Annotated in this window: 17 protein-coding genes and 1 rRNA gene; 13 read left to right on the top strand and 5 right to left on the bottom strand. The window is 65.8% G+C overall.

Annotation, left to right across the window (positions count from 1 at the left end; all coding sequences use genetic code 11):
- A complete protein-coding gene (locus tag AC1DIM_RS09640; protein ID WP_477710262.1) occupies nucleotides 1–963 on the bottom strand; it encodes a quinone oxidoreductase family protein in 963 nt (320 codons plus the stop codon).
- Nucleotides 964–1,053: 90 nt separating this feature from the next.
- Entirely contained in the window at nucleotides 1,054–2,136 is a 1,083-nt protein-coding gene (locus tag AC1DIM_RS09635; protein ID WP_477710261.1) for a fatty acid desaturase family protein, read from the bottom strand.
- Nucleotides 2,137–2,307: 171 nt separating this feature from the next.
- On the opposite strand from AC1DIM_RS09635, the gene argC reads away from it, so the two are divergent.
- From argC to AC1DIM_RS09590, 9 genes are all read left to right on the top strand, one after another.
- Entirely contained in the window at nucleotides 2,308–3,339 is a 1,032-nt protein-coding gene (gene argC / locus AC1DIM_RS09630) for an N-acetyl-gamma-glutamyl-phosphate reductase (RefSeq protein ID WP_477710260.1), read from the top strand.
- Entirely contained in the window at nucleotides 3,336–4,502 is a 1,167-nt protein-coding gene (argJ, locus tag AC1DIM_RS09625; RefSeq protein WP_477710259.1) for a bifunctional glutamate N-acetyltransferase/amino-acid acetyltransferase ArgJ, read from the top strand. Before argC ends, argJ begins: the two co-directional genes overlap by 4 nt.
- Nucleotides 4,503–4,532: 30 nt before the next feature.
- Nucleotides 4,533–5,489 (top strand): acetylglutamate kinase, encoded by a 957-nt coding sequence (gene argB, locus AC1DIM_RS09620; protein ID WP_477710258.1) that lies wholly within the window; start codon nucleotides 4,533–4,535, stop codon nucleotides 5,487–5,489.
- Nucleotides 5,486–6,742, top strand: a complete 1,257-nt coding sequence (locus AC1DIM_RS09615; RefSeq protein WP_477710257.1) for an acetylornithine transaminase — start codon at nucleotides 5,486–5,488, stop codon at nucleotides 6,740–6,742. The genes argB and AC1DIM_RS09615 overlap by 4 nt, the downstream gene beginning before the upstream one ends.
- Nucleotides 6,739–7,770 carry an ornithine carbamoyltransferase gene (gene argF, locus AC1DIM_RS09610; RefSeq protein WP_477710256.1) on the top strand — a complete coding sequence of 344 codons (1,032 nt, stop codon included), beginning with the start codon at nucleotides 6,739–6,741 and terminating at the stop codon, nucleotides 7,768–7,770. Before AC1DIM_RS09615 ends, argF begins: the two co-directional genes overlap by 4 nt.
- Nucleotides 7,770–8,300: an arginine repressor gene (locus tag AC1DIM_RS09605; protein WP_477710255.1), complete on the top strand. Its 531-nt coding sequence runs from the start codon at nucleotides 7,770–7,772 to the stop codon at nucleotides 8,298–8,300. The genes argF and AC1DIM_RS09605 overlap by 1 nt, the downstream gene beginning before the upstream one ends.
- Nucleotides 8,301–8,356: 56 nt before the next feature.
- Entirely contained in the window at nucleotides 8,357–9,562 is a 1,206-nt protein-coding gene (locus tag AC1DIM_RS09600; RefSeq protein ID WP_477710254.1) for an argininosuccinate synthase, read from the top strand.
- A 6-nt stretch (nucleotides 9,563–9,568) separates the two neighbouring features.
- Nucleotides 9,569–11,008 (top strand): argininosuccinate lyase, encoded by a 1,440-nt coding sequence (argH, locus tag AC1DIM_RS09595; protein ID WP_477710253.1) that lies wholly within the window; start codon nucleotides 9,569–9,571, stop codon nucleotides 11,006–11,008.
- A 116-nt stretch (nucleotides 11,009–11,124) separates the two neighbouring features.
- Nucleotides 11,125–11,661: a pyridoxine/pyridoxamine 5'-phosphate oxidase gene (locus AC1DIM_RS09590; RefSeq protein WP_477710252.1), complete on the top strand. Its 537-nt coding sequence runs from the start codon at nucleotides 11,125–11,127 to the stop codon at nucleotides 11,659–11,661.
- Nucleotides 11,662–11,664: 3 nt separating this feature from the next.
- Here the strand turns inward: AC1DIM_RS09590 and AC1DIM_RS09585 are convergent, their stop codons facing one another.
- Together AC1DIM_RS09585 and AC1DIM_RS09580 are read right to left on the bottom strand one after the other, a co-directional pair.
- Nucleotides 11,665–12,186 (bottom strand): methylated-DNA--[protein]-cysteine S-methyltransferase, encoded by a 522-nt coding sequence (locus AC1DIM_RS09585; protein ID WP_477710251.1) that lies wholly within the window; start codon nucleotides 12,184–12,186, stop codon nucleotides 11,665–11,667.
- Nucleotides 12,183–13,697, bottom strand: coding sequence for a DNA-3-methyladenine glycosylase 2 family protein (locus tag AC1DIM_RS09580; protein ID WP_477710250.1), 1,515 nt, complete (start codon nucleotides 13,695–13,697; stop codon nucleotides 12,183–12,185). Before AC1DIM_RS09580 ends, AC1DIM_RS09585 begins: the two co-directional genes overlap by 4 nt.
- Before the next feature lie 78 nt (nucleotides 13,698–13,775).
- Between AC1DIM_RS09580 and AC1DIM_RS09575 the strand changes: the two genes are divergently transcribed.
- Nucleotides 13,776–14,438 carry a DNA-3-methyladenine glycosylase gene (locus AC1DIM_RS09575; RefSeq protein WP_477710249.1) on the top strand — a complete coding sequence of 221 codons (663 nt, stop codon included), beginning with the start codon at nucleotides 13,776–13,778 and terminating at the stop codon, nucleotides 14,436–14,438.
- Here AC1DIM_RS09575 and AC1DIM_RS09570 read toward each other — a convergent pair.
- A complete protein-coding gene (locus AC1DIM_RS09570; RefSeq protein WP_477710248.1) occupies nucleotides 14,408–15,088 on the bottom strand; it encodes a GNAT family N-acetyltransferase in 681 nt (226 codons plus the stop codon). The two genes, AC1DIM_RS09575 and AC1DIM_RS09570, sit on opposite strands and share 31 nt — an antisense overlap.
- A gap of 156 nt (nucleotides 15,089–15,244) precedes the next feature.
- Here AC1DIM_RS09570 and AC1DIM_RS09565 point away from each other — a divergent pair, with 156 nt between their 5' ends.
- The 3 genes from AC1DIM_RS09565 to AC1DIM_RS09555 form a co-directional block, all read left to right on the top strand.
- Entirely contained in the window at nucleotides 15,245–17,473 is a 2,229-nt protein-coding gene (locus AC1DIM_RS09565; RefSeq protein WP_477710247.1) for a HelD family protein, read from the top strand.
- A gap of 81 nt (nucleotides 17,474–17,554) precedes the next feature.
- The gene (gene tyrS, locus AC1DIM_RS09560) at nucleotides 17,555–18,868 is read left to right on the top strand and encodes a tyrosine--tRNA ligase (RefSeq protein WP_477710246.1); all 1,314 of its coding nucleotides are present in this window, start codon (nucleotides 17,555–17,557) and stop codon (nucleotides 18,866–18,868) included.
- 504 nt (nucleotides 18,869–19,372) lie between these two features.
- Nucleotides 19,373–19,584, top strand: a 16S ribosomal RNA gene (locus AC1DIM_RS09555); the annotation flags it as partial.

Below are 19,584 nucleotides of genomic sequence, written 5' to 3'. Positions count from 1 at the left end.
TCAGGGAACCAGCAGGACCTTGCCAGTGGTGCGGCGGCCTTCGAGGTCCTCGTGGGCGCGCCGCGCCTCTGCCAGTGGATAGCTCGCGCCGATCCTCACGTTCAGGCTTCCATCTGCCGCGGCGGCGAAAATTTCGCTGGACCGCCACAGCCGTTCCTGGGGATTGGCGAGGAAATCGGCCAGCTTTGGCCGCGTCAGGGACAGGGAGCCGCCGGAATTGAGCCGTTGCGGATCCACCGGCGGCACCGCGCCGGAAGCAGCGCCGAACAACACTAGGAAGCCCCGCGCGCGCAGGCTGGCAAGCGAGCCGTCGAACGTGTCTTTCCCCACGCCGTCGTACACCACATCGACCCCCACGCCGTTCGTGAGTTGACGGACGGCCTCCGCGAATCCCTCGTAGCGGAGGACTTCGTCCGCGCCGGCGGCGCGTGCCAGTTCTTCCTTTTCGTCGGTGGAGACCGTGGTGATGACACGGGCGCCCCGGGTCTTCAGGAGCTGTGTGATGAGCAATCCCACGCCGCCGGCTCCGGCGTGGACAAGCACCGTATGCCCAGGCTGCACGTTGAAGGAGGAATTGATGAGGTAGTGGGCGGTCATGCCCTGCAGAGGCAGCGCTGCGGCGGTGTGGAGGTCCACGCCGTCCGGAACGGGAAGTGCTTTCGCCGCGTCCAGGACGGTGTATTCGGCGTAGCATTCCTGCCCCTCGGCGGTTGCCACCCGGCTGCCCACCGTGAAGCCTTCGACGCCTTCCCCGACTTCCTCAACGGTTCCCGCCGCCTCGGACCCGGGCGTGAATGGATATGCCACTTTGTACATGCCGCCACGCTGGTATGTCTCAATGAAATTGACCCCGGTGGCAGCCACCTTGATCAGCACCTGACCGGGGCCGGGTGTGGGCCGCTCCACCTCCGCGGACTCGAGGACTTCCGGACCTCCGGACTGGCGGGCAACGATGGCATGCATGGAACGTCTCCTCTCCGGGCGGGGATTTCCCGGGCCGGCTTCTCTGACCATCCTAGGGATGCCGCTTCCTGCGACGAAGTTTTGCGGGGGTCAGTAGCGGCGGGTGACGGTTGCCATGGGGCACTCGAAGTGGCGCCCGGCGGAGAGTCCTACGTTGTTGAGGTAGCGGACAATGATGCCGTAGGACTGGAGCAGGGTGGTTTCCGTGTAGGGAACCTGGTGCTTTTTGCAGTACTCGCGGACGATCTTGGCGGCCTTGTCCAGTTGGGGGCGCGCCATGTCGGGGAAGAGGTGGTGCTCAGCCTGCCGATTCAGGCCACCGAGCAGGATGTCCATAAAGCGGCCACCCGAGATGTTCCGCGAGGTCAGGACCTGTCGGCTGAAGAAGTCCACACGGCTGTCCGCCGGCAGGACCGGCATGCCTTTGTGGTTCGGTGCGAAGGATGCGCCCATGTAGAAGCCGAACACGGCAAGCTGCACGCCGATGAAGGCGAAAGCCATCCCCAGCGGCAGGAAGGTAAAGGCCAGGGCGGGAAGGGCGCCGAGTCGGACCAGCAGGATGGGGATCTCCACCCAGCGGTGCGTGACCTTGGCCCGGCGGAAGACAAACCGGACGGAGTCGATCTGGAGGCCCAGGCCCACCAGGAACAGAAGCGGGAAGAAGAACCAGCCCTGCTTGCGGGTCAGGAACGAAAACCGGCCCTGGCGGTCGGCGACCGCTTCGGTGTGGAACGCCATGGGGCCGGGGGCGATGTCCGGATCCTTGGAGATGACGTTGGGGTGGTTGTGGTGGGCGCCGTGCTTTTGCTCCCACCAGGAGTAGCTCATGCCGGCCACCGAGGTAGCCAGGATGCGTGCGGTCCAGTCGTTGGCCCTGCGGGATGCGAAGATTTGGCGGTGGCCGGCCTCGTGGGCCAGGAAACTTAGCTGGGTGCAAAGGACACCGACAGCGGCGGCGATAAGGAGTTGGAACCAGCTGTCACCGATCAGGGCGAAGCCGAACCAGGCCGCAGCCATGAGCAGGACAAGGCTGGCAAACAACGTGATGTAGAAGCCGACGCGGCGTTCCAGCAGGCCTTCAGCCTTGACGCTCTTCAGCAGCTCCGAGTAACTCAGGACAACTGCGTTGGGCTTGCGGACACGCGATTGAGGTGTGTGTAGGGTGGTGGACATGAAGCGGGGCCTCGTCACAGTTACGGGCAACGCTGCAGCCGACATTCGGACTGCACGGTCAGGATCACCCTCACTCCAGCCTACGGGTACGTGTCCAACCGGCCCGGGGCAGGAAGCAGTGCCTGCATAAATATCGGGCACACTGAATACTTTTGCTGTAAGATTTTAGCCATGACTATTTCTGTTGCCGTCTCCGGGGCCAGCGGTTACGCCGGAGGAGAAGTCCTGCGCCTGCTCGCGGGCCATCCGGACGTGACCATTGGCGCCATCACTGCGCACAGTAATGCGGGCTCCCGCCTCGGTGAACTCCAGCCGCACCTGCACGGGCTCGCCAGCCGCATCCTCGAAGACACCACCGTGGAAAACCTTGCCGGTCACGACGTGGTGTTCCTGGCGCTACCGCACGGCGCGTCCGCCGAGATTGCGGCGCAGCTTCCCGCAGGCACCGTGGTGATCGACGCCGGCGCAGACCACCGCCTCGAGGATCCGGCGGCGTGGGAGAAGTTCTACGGCTCCGCCCACGCCGGCACGTGGCCCTATGGCCTGCCGGAACTACCCGGCCAGCGTGAGGCACTCAAGGGTGCCACCCGGGTCGCCGTCCCCGGTTGCTACCCGACGTCGGCGCTGCTGGCGCTGACGCCAGGTTTTGCCGCCAAACTGCTTCAGCCCGACGACGTCGTCATAGTGTCCGCCTCCGGCACCTCGGGTGCAGGCAAGGCTGCGAAAGTGAACCTGATCGGCTCTGAGGTCATGGGCTCCATGAGCCCGTATGGAGTGGGCGGCGGCCACCGGCACACGCCGGAGATGGAACAGGGGTTCTCCAAGGCGGCCGGCGAACGTGTCATCGTCTCCTTCACCCCCACGCTGGCACCCATGAGCCGCGGCATCCTCACCACGGCCACCGCCAAGGTCAAATCCGGCACGACTGCCGCTGACCTTCGCCAGGCGTGGGCGGATGCCTACGACGACGAGCCGTTCGTGCACTTGCTCCCTGAGGGGCAATGGCCCACCACCAAGTCCGTGGTTGGGTCCAACCATGCGGCCATGCAGTTGGCCTTCGACGAGCACACCGGCCGTGTGATTGTGACTTGCGTCATTGATAACCTCACCAAAGGGACTGCCGGCGGCGCCGTGCAGTCCATGAACATTGCGCTCGGCCTGCCGGAAACGGCCGGCCTTAACCTGCAGGGAGTTGCCCCGTGACCGTAACCGCCCCCTTGGGATTCCGGGCCGCCGGCGTCACCGCCGGCCTGAAGACGTCCGGTAAGCCGGACCTCGCCCTGATAGTCAACGACGGCCCGTCCAAGACGGCGGCCGCTGTATTCACCAGCAACCGCGTGGCCGCGGCACCTGTCCACTGGTCCCGTCAGGTTGTCTCCGACGGCCGGGTGGACGCCGTGGTGCTCAACTCCGGCGGGGCCAACGCCTGTACAGGTCCCCAGGGCTTCCAGAACACACACAGCACAGCCGAGAAGGTCGCCGCAGTCCTCGGCATCTCAGCCACGGACGTTTTTGTCTGCTCCACCGGCCTGATCGGCGAACAGTTGCCGATGGACAAGATCCTCCCCGGCGTTGAAGCTGCCGCCGCGGCGCTCAGCACTGACGGTGGCCCGGATGCCGGAAACGCCATCATGACCACCGACTCGGTGCCGAAGTCTGCGCTGTTCATCGGAACGGACGCGGACGGCCAGGAATTCACCATCGGCGGGATCGCCAAGGGAGCCGGCATGCTGGCACCCGGGCTCGCCACCATGCTGGTGGTCCTCACCACCGACGCCACTGTCGAAGCGGAAATGCTCGACGTCGTCCTCCGCGATGCCACGCGCGTCACCTTCGACCGGGCGGACTCCGACGGCTGCATGTCCACGAACGACACCGTGGTGCTGCTGGCCTCCGGCGCGTCCGGCGCTGTTCCGTCCGCCGAAGCGTTTGGTACCGGGCTCACCCGGGTGTGTGCAGAACTGGCACGCAAGCTCATCGGAGACGCCGAGGGAGCCAGCCACGACATCGCCATCCGGACCTTCAATGCAGCCTCCGAGCGGGACGCCGAAACTGTTAGCCGGTCCGTGGCCCGGTCCAACCTCTTCAAGGCAGCCATCTTCGGCAAGGACCCCAACTGGGGCCGCGTGTTGTCCGCAGTAGGAACCACGGACGCCGTCTTTGAACCGGACCAGCTGAACGTGGCCATCAACGGCATCCAGATCTGCCGGAACGGCAGCATCGGCGATGACCGCAACCTGGTGGACCTGGAACCCCGTGAAGTCCTGGTAGAGATCGACCTGCAGTCCGGTGACGCCGAGGCAACCATCTGGACCAACGACCTCACCCACGATTACGTCCACGAGAACAGCGCCTACTCAAGCTAGATCCGCCAGCAACCCTGGAGAGACCGCCGCATGAACACCCAGACCCGCGAAACCACGTCCATGAGCGATGCCCAAAGCAAAGCAGGCACGCTGATCGAGGCGCTGCCCTGGATCCAGCGCTTCGCCGGCACCACCATGGTGATCAAGTACGGCGGCAACGCCATGGTCAACGAGGAGCTGCGCCGGGCGTTCGCCGAAGATGTCGTGTTCCTGCACCATGTAGGCATCCATCCTGTAGTGGTCCACGGCGGCGGACCCCAGATCAACGCCATGCTGGCGCGGCTGGGCATCGAGTCAGAGTTCAAGGGCGGCCTGCGCGTCACCACCCCCGAAGCCATGGACGTGGTCCGGATGGTGCTTACGGGGCAGGTCGGCCGCGAACTCGTGGGCCTCATCAACTCCCACGGCCCCTACGCAGTGGGCATGTCCGGCGAAGACGGCGGTTTGCTGCAGGCCGTCCGCACCGGAACCGTCATTGATGGCGAGGAGGTGGACCTCGGCCTGGTGGGCGAAGTAGTGGGTGTGAACCCGGAGGGGATTCTGGACATCCTGGCCGCCGGCCGCATTCCGGTTATCTCCACCGTCGCCCCGGAGATCGAATCCCACGGCGTCGAGACAGCGGCTGGAGAGGTTCAGACCACGGGCCAGGTCCTCAACGTCAACGCCGATACGGCAGCGGCCGCCGTGGCCGAAGCCCTCGGGGCATCCAAACTGGTGATCCTTACCGACGTCGAAGGCCTCTACGCCAACTGGCCGGACAGGTCCTCGCTCATTTCCTCCCTGACGGCGTCGGAACTGCGCGAGCTGCTGCCGTCCCTCGAGTCCGGCATGATCCCCAAGATGGAAGCGTGCCTCAAAGCCATCGAAGGGGGAGTGGAGCGCGCGCACATCGTTGACGGCAGGCTGCCGCACTCCATGCTCCTGGAAACATTTACGACGGCGGGCATCGGCACGCAGGTCGTCCCCGACGAAGAGGTGAACGCATGAACAACACAGAACTGAGCCAGTCCGCCGCAAGTGCACTCGTAGGCCACACCAGCGGCGCTGAGTGGCTGGCCCGCTACTCCACGTCGCTGATGGGTGTTTTCGGTACCCCTCAGCGGGTGCTGGTCCGTGGTGCCGGTTGCCTGGTCTGGGACGCGGACGGCAAGGAATACCTGGACCTGCTCGGCGGTATTGCCGTCAACGCCCTGGGACACGCCAACCCGTTTGTCACGTCCGTGATCTCCAGCCAGCTGGCCACCCTGGGGCACGTCTCCAACTTCTTCACCAGCCCCACTCAGATCGCGCTGGCCGAAAAACTGCTGGCCCTGGCGCACGCCCCTGCCGGCTCCAAGGTGTTCTTCGCCAACTCCGGCACGGAAGCCGTGGAGGCCGCCTTCAAGCTGGCCCGGCGAAACAACACGGGCCCCAACGGTGCGCCCCGCACCAAGATCATTGCCCTCGAAGGTGCCTTCCACGGGCGCACCATGGGTGCCCTGGCCTTGACAGCCAAGGAAGCCTACCGGGCACCGTTCGAGCCGCTGCCCGGCGGCGTGGTCCACATCCCGTTCGGTGATGTCGCAGCACTCGAAGCTGCCATCGACGAGACCGTGGCCGCCGTCTTCCTGGAACCTATCCAGGGCGAAGCCGGCGTCCGGCCCCTGCCCGCCGGTTACCTCAAGGCAGCCAGGGAAGCGACCACCAGGGCCGGCGCCCTGCTGATCCTGGACGAGGTCCAGACCGGCATTGGCCGCACCGGGAAATGGTTCGCCAGCGAGGACGCCGGGATTGTTCCGGACGCCATCACCCTGGCCAAGGGCCTGGGCGGCGGGTTCCCCATCGGCGCGCTGGTCACCTTCGGCGAGCAGACGTCGTCGCTCCTCGGCGCCGGTCAGCACGGCAGCACTTTCGGCGGGAACCCGGTGGCGACGGCGGCCGCACTGGCGACGCTGCACGCAATTGAAAGCCAACGCGTGCTGGAGAACGTCGCGAAGGTCGGCGAGTACCTCCGCACCGGACTGGCCGGCGTCGACGGCGTCACGGAAGTCCGCGGCGAAGGCCTGCTGATCGGCTTTGACCTGGATGCGGACGTGGCCCCTGCCGTGGTCACTGCAGGACTGGACGCCGGCTTCATCGTGAACAGTCCAGGACCCCGCACCATACGGCTTGCCCCGCCGCTGGTCCTCACCACCGAACAGGCCGGCACGTTCCTCGCCGCCCTCCCGGCCCTCCTCCAGACAGCTAAGGACGCGAAGTGACCCCCGTAGTTTCATCCTCCGGTGCAGCACCCAGCACCACCCGCCACTTCCTGAAGGACACCGACCTCAGCCCCGCCGAGCAGGCAGAGGTCCTGGAGCTTGCTGTCCGGATGAAGGCTGAGCCGTACAGCGTGCAGCCGTTTGCCGCCAAGGGGAACGGCCGCAAGACCGTTGCCGTCATCTTCGATAAGACCTCCACGCGTACCCGGGTGTCGTTTGCCACCGGCATCGCGGACATGGGCGGCAACGCCCTGATCATCAACCCCGGCGAGGCGCAGATCGGCCACAAGGAATCGGTGGAGGACACCGCCAAGGTGCTGGAGCGCATGGTGTCCACCATTGTCTGGCGCACCGGTGCCCACGCCGGCCTGGTGGCCATGGCGGAAAACTCCAAGGTGCCGGTCATCAACGCCCTGTGCGATGACTACCACCCCTGCCAGCTCCTGGCGGACCTGCTCGCCGTCAAGGAACACAAGGGCGGGCTCAAGGGCCTGACCATGACTTACCTTGGCGATGCCGCCAACAACATGGCCAACTCCTACCTGCTGGCGGGTGTCACCGCCGGAATGCACGTCCGCATCGCGGGGCCAGAGGGCTACCTGCCGGCCGCGGAGATCGTCGCCGCAGCCGAGGAGCGCGCAGCCGAGACTGGCGGGTCCGTCCTGGTCACCACCGACGCCACCGCAGCCCTTAAGGATGCCGACGTCGTCGCTACAGACACGTGGGTCTCCATGGGGCAGGAAGCCGAAAAGGAAGCCCGGATGCAGTTGTTCCGGGAGTACTCCGTCGATGAGGCGGCGATGGCACACGCGGCGGATGACGCCGTCGTGCTTCACTGCCTGCCCGCGTACCGCGGATACGAGATCTCTGCCGGTGTCATCGACGGCCCGCAGTCCATCGTCTGGGACGAGGCCGAGAACCGCCTGCACGCCCAGAAGGCATTGATGGCGTGGCTGATGCACCGGTCCGGGCTGGCATTCGTCGAGGGCCTTTCGCCGGTTGAAGGCGCCGGGGAGAGCGCGTTCTAGTGTCCGTCCCGTCCGCAGCGCCGGGCGCTAGCCCGGCCACCAAAACCGCCCGTCAGGCGCGCATCGCCGCCATCCTGACGGGTGAATCGGTGCGCTCCCAGGCGGAGCTGGCCGCGTTGCTGGCGGACGACGGCGTCCAGGTCACCCAGGCGACCCTGTCCCGGGACCTGGTGGAACTCGGCGCTGTCCGGGTGCGCGGCAAGGAAGGCGTGCTGGTCTACGCCGTCCCCGGCGAAGGTGGAGAACGTGCGGCCAAGAGCGGTGTGAGCCAGGAAATCCTGGACGCCAGGCTGGCCCGGCTGTGCAGCGAACTGCTGGTCACTGCCGAAGCGTCGGCCAACATCGCGGTGCTTCGGACGCCGCCGGGCGCAGCCAACTTCCTTGCCCTGGCCATCGACCACTCGGTGATGCCATCCATTCTGGGAACCATCGCCGGTGACGACACCGTGCTGCTGGTCTCGCGGGATCCGCAGGGCGGGCAGGACCTCGCCGTCCGGTTCCTGCAACTGGCCGAGGAAGCAGCGCAATAAACTTCGCGCCATAAACTTGAAGACAACCAAGAACCAAACAACTAAGGAGCATTTTCGTGACTGAGCGTATTGTTCTGGCCTACTCCGGTGGCCTTGATACTTCCGTAGCCATTGGCTGGATCGGTGAAGCCACCGGCGCCGAGGTCATCGCGGTAGCGGTCGACGTCGGACAGGGCGGCGAGTCGCTGGAAACCATTCGCCAGCGCGCCTTGGGCTGCGGCGCCGTCGAAGCCTATGTGGCCGACGCCTCCGATGAGTTCGCCAACGAGTACTGCATGCCCACCCTGAAGGCCAACGCCCTCTATCAGGGCCACTACCCGCTGGTCTCCGCCATTTCCCGCCCGGTGATCGTCAAGCACCTGGTCAAGGCCGCCCGCGAATTCGGCGCCACCACCGTTGCGCACGGCTGCACGGGCAAGGGCAACGACCAGGTCCGCTTCGAAGTGGGCATCCAGACCCTCGGCCCGGACCTGAAGTGCATCGCCCCCGTCCGCGACCTCGCCCTGACCCGCGACAAGGCCATCGCCTTCGCCGAGGAAAAGGGACTGCCGATCGAGACCACCAAGAAGAACCCGTACTCCATCGACCAGAACGTCTGGGGCCGCGCCGTCGAAACCGGCTACCTCGAGGACATCTGGAACGCCCCCACCAAGGACATCTACGACTACACCGCCACCCCGGAGTTCCCGCCGGCGCCGGATGAAGTCACTATCTCCTTCGAAGCCGGCGTGCCGGTAGCGATCGACGGCGTCCGGGTCACCCCGCTGCAGGCCATCAAGGAACTCAACCGCCGTGCCGGCGCCCAGGGCGTGGGCCGCATCGACGTCGTCGAGGACCGCCTCGTGGGCATCAAGTCCCGCGAAATCTACGAAGCCCCGGGCGCCATGGCCCTGATCACCGCGCACAAGCACCTCGAGGACATCACCATTGAGCGCGAGCAGGCCCGCTTCAAGGCCACCGTTGGCCAGCGCTGGGCCGAACTGGTGTACGACGGCCAGTGGTTCTCCCCGCTGAAGCGCTCCCTGGACGCCTTCATCGAAGACACCCAGAAGTACGTCTCCGGGGACATCCGCATGACCCTGCACGGTGGCCAGGCGATCGTCAACGGACGCCGCTCCGAGACCTCGCTCTACGACTTCGACCTCGCCACCTACGACACCGGCGACACGTTCGACCAGTCAATGGCGCGCGGGTTCATCGAGCTGTGGGGCATGTCCGCCAAGGTCGCCTCGGGCCGCGATATCCGCGTCGCAGGAAAGTAAGACTCCGTGGTTGAGCCCGTCGAAACCAAGAAGGCAGAAGCGACCAACACCGGCGCACTGTGGGGCGGCCGGTTCGCTGGCGGCCCCGCAGATGCCCTTGCCGCGCTGAGCAAGTCCACGCACTTCGACTGGCGGTTGGCCCGCTACGACATTGCCGGTTCCAAGGCGCACGCGCGTGTGCTGCACAAGGCCGGACTGCTGGATGCCGCCGAGCTCGAAGGCATGCTCGACGCCCTGGGCCAGCTGGACGCTGACGTTGCCTCCGGCGCGTACTTGCCGGCGGAGTCGGACGAGGACGTGCACGGTTCGCTGGAGCGCGGACTGATCGAGCGCGCCGGCACCCAGCTGGGCGGCAAGCTCCGCGCAGGCCGGTCCCGCAACGACCAGGTGGCCACATTGGGCCGCATGTTCCTGCGTGACCACGCGCGGATCATCGCGCGAGGCGTGCTCGCCACCATCGAAGCGCTGGTGGACCAGGCCAAGGCACACCAGGGTGTCGCCATGCCTGGCCGCACCCACCTGCAGCACGCCCAGCCGGTCCTGCTCAGCCACCACCTGCTGGCCCACGCCTGGGCGCTGCTGCGCGATGTGCAGCGGCTCCAGGACTGGGACAAGCGCGCCGGGGTGTCGCCCTACGGTTCGGGCGCCCTCGCAGGCTCTTCGCTGGGCCTGGATCCGGAGGCAGTCGCAGCGGATCTGGGTTTCTTCTCCGCAACCCACAACTCGATCGACGGCACCGCCTCCCGTGACGTCTTTGCCGAGTTCGCGTGGGTGACCGCCATGATCGGAGTGGACCTGTCCCGTGTTTCGGAGGAAGTCATCCTGTGGGCCACCAAGGAGTTCTCCTTTGTGACCCTGCACGATTCCTACTCCACCGGCTCATCGATCATGCCGCAGAAGAAGAACCCGGACGTGGCGGAGCTGGCCCGCGGCAAGGCAGGGCGCCTGATCGGCAACCTGACCGGGCTGCTGGCCACGCTCAAGGGGCTGCCGCTCGCGTACAACCGCGACCTGCAGGAGGACAAGGAACCGGTCTTCGACGCCGCCGACACGCTGGAGCTCCTGCTCCCCGCAGTGTCCGGCATGATCGCGACGCTGAAGTTCAACACCGAACGGATGGAGTCCCTGGCACCCCAGGGCTTCGCGCTGGCCACGGATATTGCGGAATGGCTGGTCCGCCAGGGTGTTCCGTTCCGTGAGGCACACGAGCTCTCCGGAGCAGCGGTCAAACAGGCCGAAAGCCGTGGCGTGGAGCTGTGGGACCTGACGGACGAGGAATACGCTGCCATCTCGGAGCACCTCACCCCCGAGGTCCGCACCGTCCTGTCCACGCAGGGGTCGCTCAACAGCCGTAACTCCCAGGGCGGCACCGCGCCGGCCGCCGTCGAACGCCAGCTTGTGGCGCTGGAGGCCGAGCTAGCCGGCGTCAGGGATTACGCCTCCTGACCGTCAAACGCTCTCTCCGTTAATGCGGGTTTTCTGACAACGCTCTCTCACTTTCCTGAGGAAAGTGAGAGAGCGTTGTGCGTTAACGGGCGGAACCTCCCCGCTACCATTGCGGCATGAGCGACGCCTTCCGCAGCCAACTCCGGGCCCTGCCGGATTTTCCCTCAGATCTGCCGGACTTCGACCCCGCCACGGCACCCGCCGATCCGGTGGCGCGCTTCAAACTATGGCTGGACCAGGCGCTGGCTGCCGGGGTGCTGCAACCGCACGCCTGCAGCCTCGCCACGGCGGACCGTAACGGCCAACCATCCGCCCGGATGCTGATCCTGAAAGACATCGACGACGACGGCTGGCATTTCGCCACATCCCGCACCTCACGGAAGGGCCGGGAACTCGCGGTCAACCCCGCCGCGGCTCTGAACTTCTTCTGGCCGCAGCTGGGCAGACAGGTCCGGGTGCTCGGCCCGGTGGTTGAGCTGTCTGCTGAGGCGTCGGCGGCAGACTGGGACGCGCGGCCCGCCGCGGACGGCAGCCACAATCCCGACTGGCAGCTCTACGCGGTCAGGCCAACGGAACTGGAGTTTTGGCAGGCACGCCACGACCGCCGGCACATTCGGCACCGCTTCGGCCCGGACGGAATCCCGCTCACGTAGGGGCTACACCGCCTCGCGGGCCAGCAGGCTTTCCTTTGCCTCCCTCGCCAGCAGGCTCTCCTTGATGGCCAGGCCCCAGCGGAAGCCGCCCAGGGAACCGTCGGTACGGATCACGCGGTGGCACGGCACGAACAGGGCAGCGGCGTTGAAGGCGCAGGCGCTGGCGGCGGCCCGGACCGCCTTGGGATTGCCCGACAGTCCGGCGTATTCGGTGTAGGTCACCGGGGACCCCGGGCGGACAGTCCTCAGCACATCCCAGGCATGAGCCCTGAACGGCCCGGACCTCTGCAGAACGGGAACAGCCATGGCAGGGGCCGAGTCTCCGGCGTAATACGCTTCCACGGCCCGGGAAATCGGACCCAGATCGGTCACGGCCTCCATCTCTGCGGGACGCAGCTCAGGGTGGATCTGCCCGGTCAGCTCGCCAAGCTCGGCGGTCCAGCCGGACGCAAGGACCACGCCGTCCTGCGCGAGGATGGTGAACGGACCGTCCGCGGTGGACATAGTCAACAGCTGGGCTTTCATTGCATCGCTTTCTCTGGAATGTTCTGTTTACGCTTGGGGGCCTTCGACGACGACGATGCCCGCCACAGGTGCATGGTGGCGTAGGACCGCCACGGGCTGACCTCCCGGAAATTCGGTGCCGTGCCCACAACCGTGCCCACCTCAGCGCCACTGGCTTCCGGAGCGAGGGCACGAATGCCGTTCCGCACCGCGGCGTCGTTGGCCAGGAAGACGTCCGGGGCGCCGAGGACACGCATGGCCACGTAGCCCACCGTCCAAGGTCCCACGCCCGGCAGGGGGAGCAGCTTGGCTTCCAGCCCGGGCAGGTCGTCGCCGTAGCCGAACTCCAGCTCGCCGCCGGCGAGGGCTGACGCGGCGGACCGAAGGGAATCGATCCGGCGCTGGGGACCGCGCAGCAGCGAGTAGCCTGAACCGGCGATCTCGGCTGCGGTGGGGAACAACCGGTCCAGTCCCTCGCCCGGGACCATGCTGGTGCTGCCGGCGGCGGACAGCTGTGTCAGGGCGGTGCGTGCTGCAGCCACGGTGATCTGTTGCCCGATCATGGCCCGGACCAGGAGCTCCTGCGGGTCCACCGCCCCCGGCATCCTCATCCCCGGGACGCGCGCCACTGAGGGGGCGAGGCGTGGATCAGCAGCCAACGCATTGTCGATCGCAACGGGGTCCGCGTCGAGGTCGAACAGGCGGCGCACCCTGCTCAGCAGCGCGGGCAGGTCCCGGAGGTCCACCGCGCCGATGGTGAGGGTCAGCGGCCGCCCCGGTGCGCCGTCGTCGTAATTCACACTGAAGCGCGCGTCACCGTGGGGGAGCCGCAGGGTACGGGCGTACGACGTCGGTGTCCCCGCCTCGATCCCGGGGATCGCCCTGACGGCGAGGAAGGAAAAAACGCCGGGGTCGAACGGTTCGCGGTATGGCAGGCTCAGTGTCAGCGACGTCGCCGCAGTGGTGGCTGCGTGGTGCCGGGCAGTGGCGCGCAGGGCGGTGGGCGTCATGGCGAAGACCTCCACCATGGTGTCGTTGAATTGCCGGACGCTGCTGAAGCCGGACGCGAAGGCGATGTCTGCAAGCTTCATGGACGTGGAGACCAGCAAGGTGCGCGCGGTTTGGGCACGGCTGGCCCGAGCGAGGGACAGCGGGCCGGCGCCGAGTTCGTGGCTGAGGATCCGATTCAACTGGCGGGCGGAGTAGCCCAGCCGGGCCGCCAGCCCTTCCACGCCGTCGCGGTTGATCACGCCGTCGTTGATCAGCCGCATGGCCCGCCCGGCCAGGTCCTGCCTGACGTTCCAGGCCGGCGTCCCGGGAACGGCTTCGGGGAGGCACCGCTTGCAGGCCCGGTAGCCGGCGTCGTGCGCCGCGGCGGAGGTTTCGTAGAAGGTGACGTTTGCCGCTTTGGGGGTCCGGGCCGGGCAGGACGGGCGGCAGTAAATCCCCGTGGTCCGGACAGCGGTGTAGAACTGCCCGTCGAAACGGGTGTCCCGCGCGTCGATGGCGCGATAGCGCTGCCAGAAGTCCATCCCCCTATCCTGCCAGCCTGGCTCCGGGTGTGCTAGCGGAAATCGGACACGGCCGTGGGCGTTCGGTAGAGTCGGTGGATGACCGTCAGCAGCACTCACCCGGGGCCGGAACAGTCCCCGGCGCAGCTCCGGGACCTGCTTTCCGGTGACGCGCGGAAAATCGCGCCGCTGCTGCTGGGTTCCGTCCTGAGCCACAACAGCCACGAGGGGACGGTCGCCGTGCGGATCACTGAGGTGGAGGCGTACATGGGTCCCGGTGACTCCCTGCACCCGGATCCCGGGTCCCACACGTTCCGCGGACCCACGGCCCGCAACGCGCCCATGTTCGGGCCGGCCGGGCACCTGTACGTCTACTTCACGTACGGGATGCACTACTGCGCCAACATCGTCTGCGGGCCTGCCGGCACGGCGTCGGGCGTGCTGTTGCGCGCGGGCGAGGTGGTGGAAGGGCGGCACCTGGCGCTGGTGAGGCGGCCGACGTCGAAATCACCACTGGACCTGGCGAGCGGACCCGCCCGCCTCGCCACAGCCCTGGCCCTCACTACTGCGGACAGCGGCCGGGACGCGCTGGCGGAGCCCTTCGAACTGCGGCTGCCGGCGGCGCCCGCCCCCGCTTACAGTTCCGGACCCAGGGTGGGGGTCTCCGGCGACGGCGGTTCCGCCGACTACCCCTGGCGTTTCTGGCTGCCCGGGGATCCCACCGTCTCCCGCTACAAGGCCGCGAAGGTCCGGCGGGCATAGATAGCGGCGCCGGCGTGGCCGGGTCGGCTTTCCGGCCGGATTTCGGCGTGATCTCTCGGGCTGTCGCCCTGTTGGGCAAATGACACCAGCCGGCGCTGAAGGTCGCGCTGCACGGAAGGCCATTCCGGCTGCAGGATCGAGAACACGGCAGAGTCCGCCCTGGTGCCGTCAGGCGCGGTGCGGTGACTGCGCAGCACACCCTCGAACGTGGCGCCGAGCCGTTCGATTGCCGCGGCGCTGCGCACATTGCGCGCGTCGCACCGGAAAGCGACCCGCTGGACGTGCAGATCCTCAAAGGCGAAGGTGAGCAGGGCGTGCTTGCTGGCCGGGTTGACGTGGCTTCCCCAGAACTGCCGGCCGAAAAAGGTTCCGCCGACCTCGACCCGCTGCTGTCCGGCGTCGAAAGCGTTCAAGGCAGTGGTGCCCAGGAGCGCACCCGTCCGTTGGTCCGTCACGGCGAAGGCCAGGCTGGCCGGATCGGAAATTTTGGTCTCAAACAATGCCGTGAGCTCCCCGGCGGTGCGCGGCTGCGGTGCCGCCATGCCGGCCCACATCGTGGCATCCACGAAGTCGTGCAGGGCAAGGGCATGGTCCGGTGTTAGCGGGATGAGGGAAAGCCCGTATCCGGTCAGGACAGTCTCGTGGTGCATTGCAGTATTGAATCAGTCCGGGGCCCGCGCCGAAACAGATGGAGGCGGCCGGAAAAGTGAACATTGGATGACATCCGGGGCGAGGGGGCGGGCGGGCACGTTAACCGAAATGGTTGTAGAATGGACGGTCTGTCTTTTGCGATAGGGGAACGTTTAATGCTTGACGCCGATTTGGCCCACGAACGCGATTATGTCGCTGGCTTGTACGCGCGGCTCGAAGAGCTCCGCGTTGAGAAGCGCCAGCAGTTGGCACAGGTCCGCCGGGCCGGTGCTGTGGGCACCATGCAGAATGTTTCCGAACGTGATGCCTTTGCCGCGCTCTATGAGGACCGCCTGGCCCAGCTCGATGCGGTTGATGACCGCCTGGTGTTCGGCCGCCTGGACCTGGATTCCGGTGAGGCCCAGTACATCGGCCGCATCGGCCTGACCACCGATGACCTGCAGCGGCTCATGGTGGACTGGCGCGCGCCTGAAGCCGGGCACTTCTACCAGGCAACCGCGTTTGACCGGCAGGGCGTCCGGCGCCGGCGGCACCTCATCCTCCAGGGCCGTGAAGTCAAGGCCATCGAGGATGACGTGCTCGACGCCGGGATGCTGGCGGATGACGCCTCGCTGCAGGGTGAAGGTGCGCTGCTGGCCGCGCTGGACTCCAAGCGTACCGGCCGGATGTCGGACATTGTCGGCACCATTCAGTCCGAGCAGGACCGCATCATCAGGTCCTCCATCTCCGGGGCCCTGGTGGTTCAGGGTGGTCCGGGCACCGGGAAGACGGCTGTCGCCCTGCACCGTGCGGCATACCTGCTGTACACCCACCGGGAACGGCTGAAGACTGCCGGCGTGCTGCTGGTGGGGCCGTCGTCGTCGTTCATGAAGTACATCGAACGTGTCCTTCCCTCACTCGGTGAGACCGGCGTGGTTATGGCGAGCCTGGGACGCCTGATGCCGGGCGTTAACGCCGTTCCTGAACCCGAGGCCGACGTCGCAGCCATCAAGGGGCGGCTGGACATGGCGAAGGTTGTGGCCAACGCCGTGGCCAACCGGCAGCGGATCCCGGGTGAGGACCGCGTCCTCGAGGTCGATGGCCGGAAGCTGGTGCTGACGCCCCGGCAGGTGAGCCGTGCCCGCGAACGTGCCCGGTCAACCGGCAAGCCACACAACGAGGCACGCCTGACGTTCGTCAAAATCCTGCTCCGTGAGCTGACAGAACAGATGACTGAGCTTGTGGAGGCCGGGAGCATCGGTAACAATGCGGACCGCTCCTATCTTGCGGAGGACGTCCGCACGGCCCGCGATGTCCGGATCGCACTCAACCTGTGCTGGATGCCCATGACTCCGGAGAAGCTGATCACCGAACTCCTGAGCAAACCCGCCGTGCTGGCGGCCTGCACACCGCACCTCAGCCTCAAAGAGCAGTCACTGTTGCTGCGCCCGGCGGATGCTCCCTGGACCGAGGCGGATGTCCCGCTCCTGGACGAAGCGGCCGAACTCCTTGGTGAGCTCGATCCGGCCGCAGGCCGCGGGCTTGCCCAGCAAGAGCATGACCGTGCCCGCGATCTCGCCAACGCCAAGCAGACGCTGGTGAACATGGAGCACATGGGCGTTGATGTCATGATGACCGCCGAGGAACTGGTGGACCAGAACCAGGAGCGGCAGAACCGCTTGACGGCCGCCGAGCGGGCAACCACCGACCGCACGTGGGCCTTCGGCCATATTGTGGTGGATGAGGCACAGGAGCTCTCGCCGATGCAGTGGCGCCTCCTGGTCCGCCGGTGCCCGCTGAAGTCGTTCACGATCGTGGGGGATATCGCCCAGACGAGTTCCGTTGCCGGGGCCAACTCCTGGCAGGGTGCTTTGGGACCCATGTTTGGTGACCGCTGGCAGTTGGAGGAGCTGACGGTCAACTATCGGACGCCCTCGCAGATCGCCGAAGCCGCCGCCCGTATGGCCAACGCGGCCGGGCTGGTTGTGTCCGCCCCGAAGGCCGTTCGGGAGGGACGCTGGTCGCCTGTCATTGACAAGGTGGGTCACGGCCAGGTGGTCAGCCGCCTCGTGGAGGTGCTCCCCGAGGAACTCGAAGCGCTCGACGGCGGCCTGCTGGCGGTGATTGCCGACGGCGACCTCCTTCCCGCTGCAACCAAAGCCCTCCGCGCGGTCTACGGCCGCCGTATCGGCAACGGGGCGGGCAGCTATGAGCAGGACATCGTGGTCATCAGCCCGCGCGAGGCCAAGGGCCTGGAGTTCGACGGCGTTGTGGTGCTGGAACCGTCGGAGATGCTCAACCATGAGCACGGCCGCGTGGGTGACTTGTACGTGGCCATGACCCGTCCGACGCAGCGGCTCAGGCTGATCGCCGCGGACGGTATTCCCGCCGGTATCGAAGGCTGAGCTGGTCCCCTGCTGCCCTTCTGACGCCCGGCGCCGATCATGACGGCGCCGGGCGTCGTCGATCCTGCTAACTTAGAAGTCGTGTCAGAACTCAACGATCTCGAATCCCAGCAGAACGACCCCACCTTCGCCAATGTCTGGCAGGAGTTGAAGTGGCGCGGCCTGGTCCACGTCTCCACCGATGAAGCGGAACTGGAAAAGCTCCTCGCCGGTGAACCGGTCACCTATTACTGCGGGTTCGATCCCACCGCGCCGAGCCTGCATCTGGGAAACCTGGTCCAGCTCCTCCTGATGCGCCGTCTCCAGTTGGCCGGCCACAAGCCGCTGGGACTCGTGGGTGGTTCCACCGGGCTGATCGGCGACCCGCGGCCGACGGCCGAGCGGACGCTGAACACCAAGGACACCGTGAATGAGTGGGTGGGCTACCTGCAGGCCCAGGTCCGCCGCTTCCTGAGCTTTGATGGCCAAAACGCTGCGCGAATGGTCAACAACCTTGACTGGACTGCGCCCCTGAGCGCGATTGATTTCCTGCGGGAGATCGGCAAGCACTACAGGGTGGGCACCATGCTCCGCAAGGATGCCGTGGCCTCCCGCCTCAGTTCAGATGAGGGCATCAGCTACACGGAATTCAGCTACCAGATCCTCCAGGGCATGGACTACCTGCAGCTCTTCCGCGACTACGGCTGCATGCTGCAGACTGGGGGTTCGGACCAGTGGGGCAACCTCACCAGCGGCACCGAACTGATCCGCAAGGTGGAGGCCAAGACTGTCCACGCCCTAGGCACGCCGTTGATCACCAACTCGGACGGAACCAAGTTTGGCAAGAGTGAAGGCAACGCCATCTGGCTCGACGCCGGAATGTGCAGCCCGTACGCCTTCTACCAGTTCTGGCTCAACACCGCCGACGCCGACGTGGTGGACCGGCTGAAGGTCTTCACTTTCCTGACCCGCGCGGAGACCGACACGATTGCCGCTGCCGTGGCTGAGCGTCCGTTTGCCCGGGAGGGCCAGCGGAAGTTGGCGTTCGAAGTTACGTCACTCGTCCATGGTGTTGAAGCAACCGAGAAAGTCATCGCCGCCTCGGCTGCCCTCTTCGGCAATGGCGACCTGTCCACATTGGACAAGCCGACGCTCGAGGCCGCGACTTCGGAGCTTCCGTCTGCACGGGTCCAGGTGGACGGGCTTGGGATCGTTGATCTGCTGGTGGCTTCAGGTCTGGCGGACAGCAAGTCTGCTGCCCGGCGGACAGTCAGTGAAGGCGGTGCCTACGTGAATAACGAGAAGGTGTCCGATCCGGAGGCTGTCATCTCCGAAGATGAGCTACTGCACGGGCAGTACCTGCTCTTGCGCCGCGGCAAAAAGAACCTGGCCACCGTGGAGGTTCTGGTCCCCTAAGGTACTTCCGGCTTCAATGCACGCTCCTCCGCAGCCGATTTGCACGGCCGCGGGGGAGCGTGTAATGTTTTCTGAGTCGCCGCCGCTGAGTGGTGACAAACCCCCTTCGAAATCAAGCAATTCGTCATGTGCAAGGCACAAAGATGATGAAAAGCTTCGATTGTTGCTGGGCGGATTCGGCTTACTGAGATGAATATCCGGAAAATACCGGGATTTGCAAAGTAAACTTGAATCAACTAAAGTATAAACATCGCAGCGAAGAAAAACGAAGCAAAAGAATTCAATTACTGAATTGTTTCGGGAAGTATTCGAATGTGTCTGTTGTTTGAGAACTCAATAGTGTGCCAAGTTTGTTGATACCAATTTATTGTATTGAATTGGTTGAATTTGCCAGGCCGTGCCGCCCCTGTGGTGTGGTCTGGTTTTTACAGCTGGTTTCAAATTTTGCAGCCTTCGTYTYCCGTTATTTCCGGGGGTGTTGGTTGTGTTCGTTTTTGTTTTACTTCAACGGAGAGTTTGATCCTGGCTCAGGATGAACGCTGGCGGCGTGCTTAACACATGCAAGTCGAACGATGAACCTCACTTGTGGGGGGATTAGTGGCGAACGGGTGAGTAACACGTGAGTAACCTGCCCTTGACTCTGGGATAAGCCTGGGAAACTGGGTCTAATACCGGATATGACTCCTCATCGCATGGTGGGGGGTGGAAAGCTTTTT

It is taken from the genome of Pseudarthrobacter sp. 01T43 (assembly GCF_056398665.1).
Note: the sequence above shows the minus strand (reverse complement) of the source record. Positions and strands in the feature narration are given on the sequence as shown.

Bases quoted from the DNA above. Each gene is read 5' to 3' on its own strand.
- AC1DIM_RS09580 (WP_477710250.1), bottom strand. From the start codon at position 13,697: ATGGACTTCTGGCAGCGCTATCGCGCCATCGACGCGCGGGACACCCGT.
- AC1DIM_RS09585 (WP_477710251.1), bottom strand. From the start codon at position 12,186: ATGAAAGCCCAGCTGTTGACTATGTCCACCGCGGACGGTCCGTTCACC.
- AC1DIM_RS09635 (WP_477710261.1), bottom strand. From the start codon at position 2,136: ATGTCCACCACCCTACACACACCTCAATCGCGTGTCCGCAAGCCCAAC.
- AC1DIM_RS09590 (WP_477710252.1), top strand. From the start codon at position 11,125: ATGAGCGACGCCTTCCGCAGCCAACTCCGGGCCCTGCCGGATTTTCCC.
- argC (WP_477710260.1), top strand. From the start codon at position 2,308: ATGACTATTTCTGTTGCCGTCTCCGGGGCCAGCGGTTACGCCGGAGGA.
- AC1DIM_RS09640 (WP_477710262.1), bottom strand. From the start codon at position 963: ATGCATGCCATCGTTGCCCGCCAGTCCGGAGGTCCGGAAGTCCTCGAG.
- AC1DIM_RS09570 (WP_477710248.1), bottom strand. From the start codon at position 15,088: ATGCACCACGAGACTGTCCTGACCGGATACGGGCTTTCCCTCATCCCG.
- argB (WP_477710258.1), top strand. From the start codon at position 4,533: ATGAACACCCAGACCCGCGAAACCACGTCCATGAGCGATGCCCAAAGC.
- AC1DIM_RS09575 (WP_477710249.1), top strand. From the start codon at position 13,776: ATGACCGTCAGCAGCACTCACCCGGGGCCGGAACAGTCCCCGGCGCAG.
- AC1DIM_RS09565 (WP_477710247.1), top strand. From the start codon at position 15,245: ATGCTTGACGCCGATTTGGCCCACGAACGCGATTATGTCGCTGGCTTG.
- AC1DIM_RS09615 (WP_477710257.1), top strand. From the start codon at position 5,486: ATGAACAACACAGAACTGAGCCAGTCCGCCGCAAGTGCACTCGTAGGC.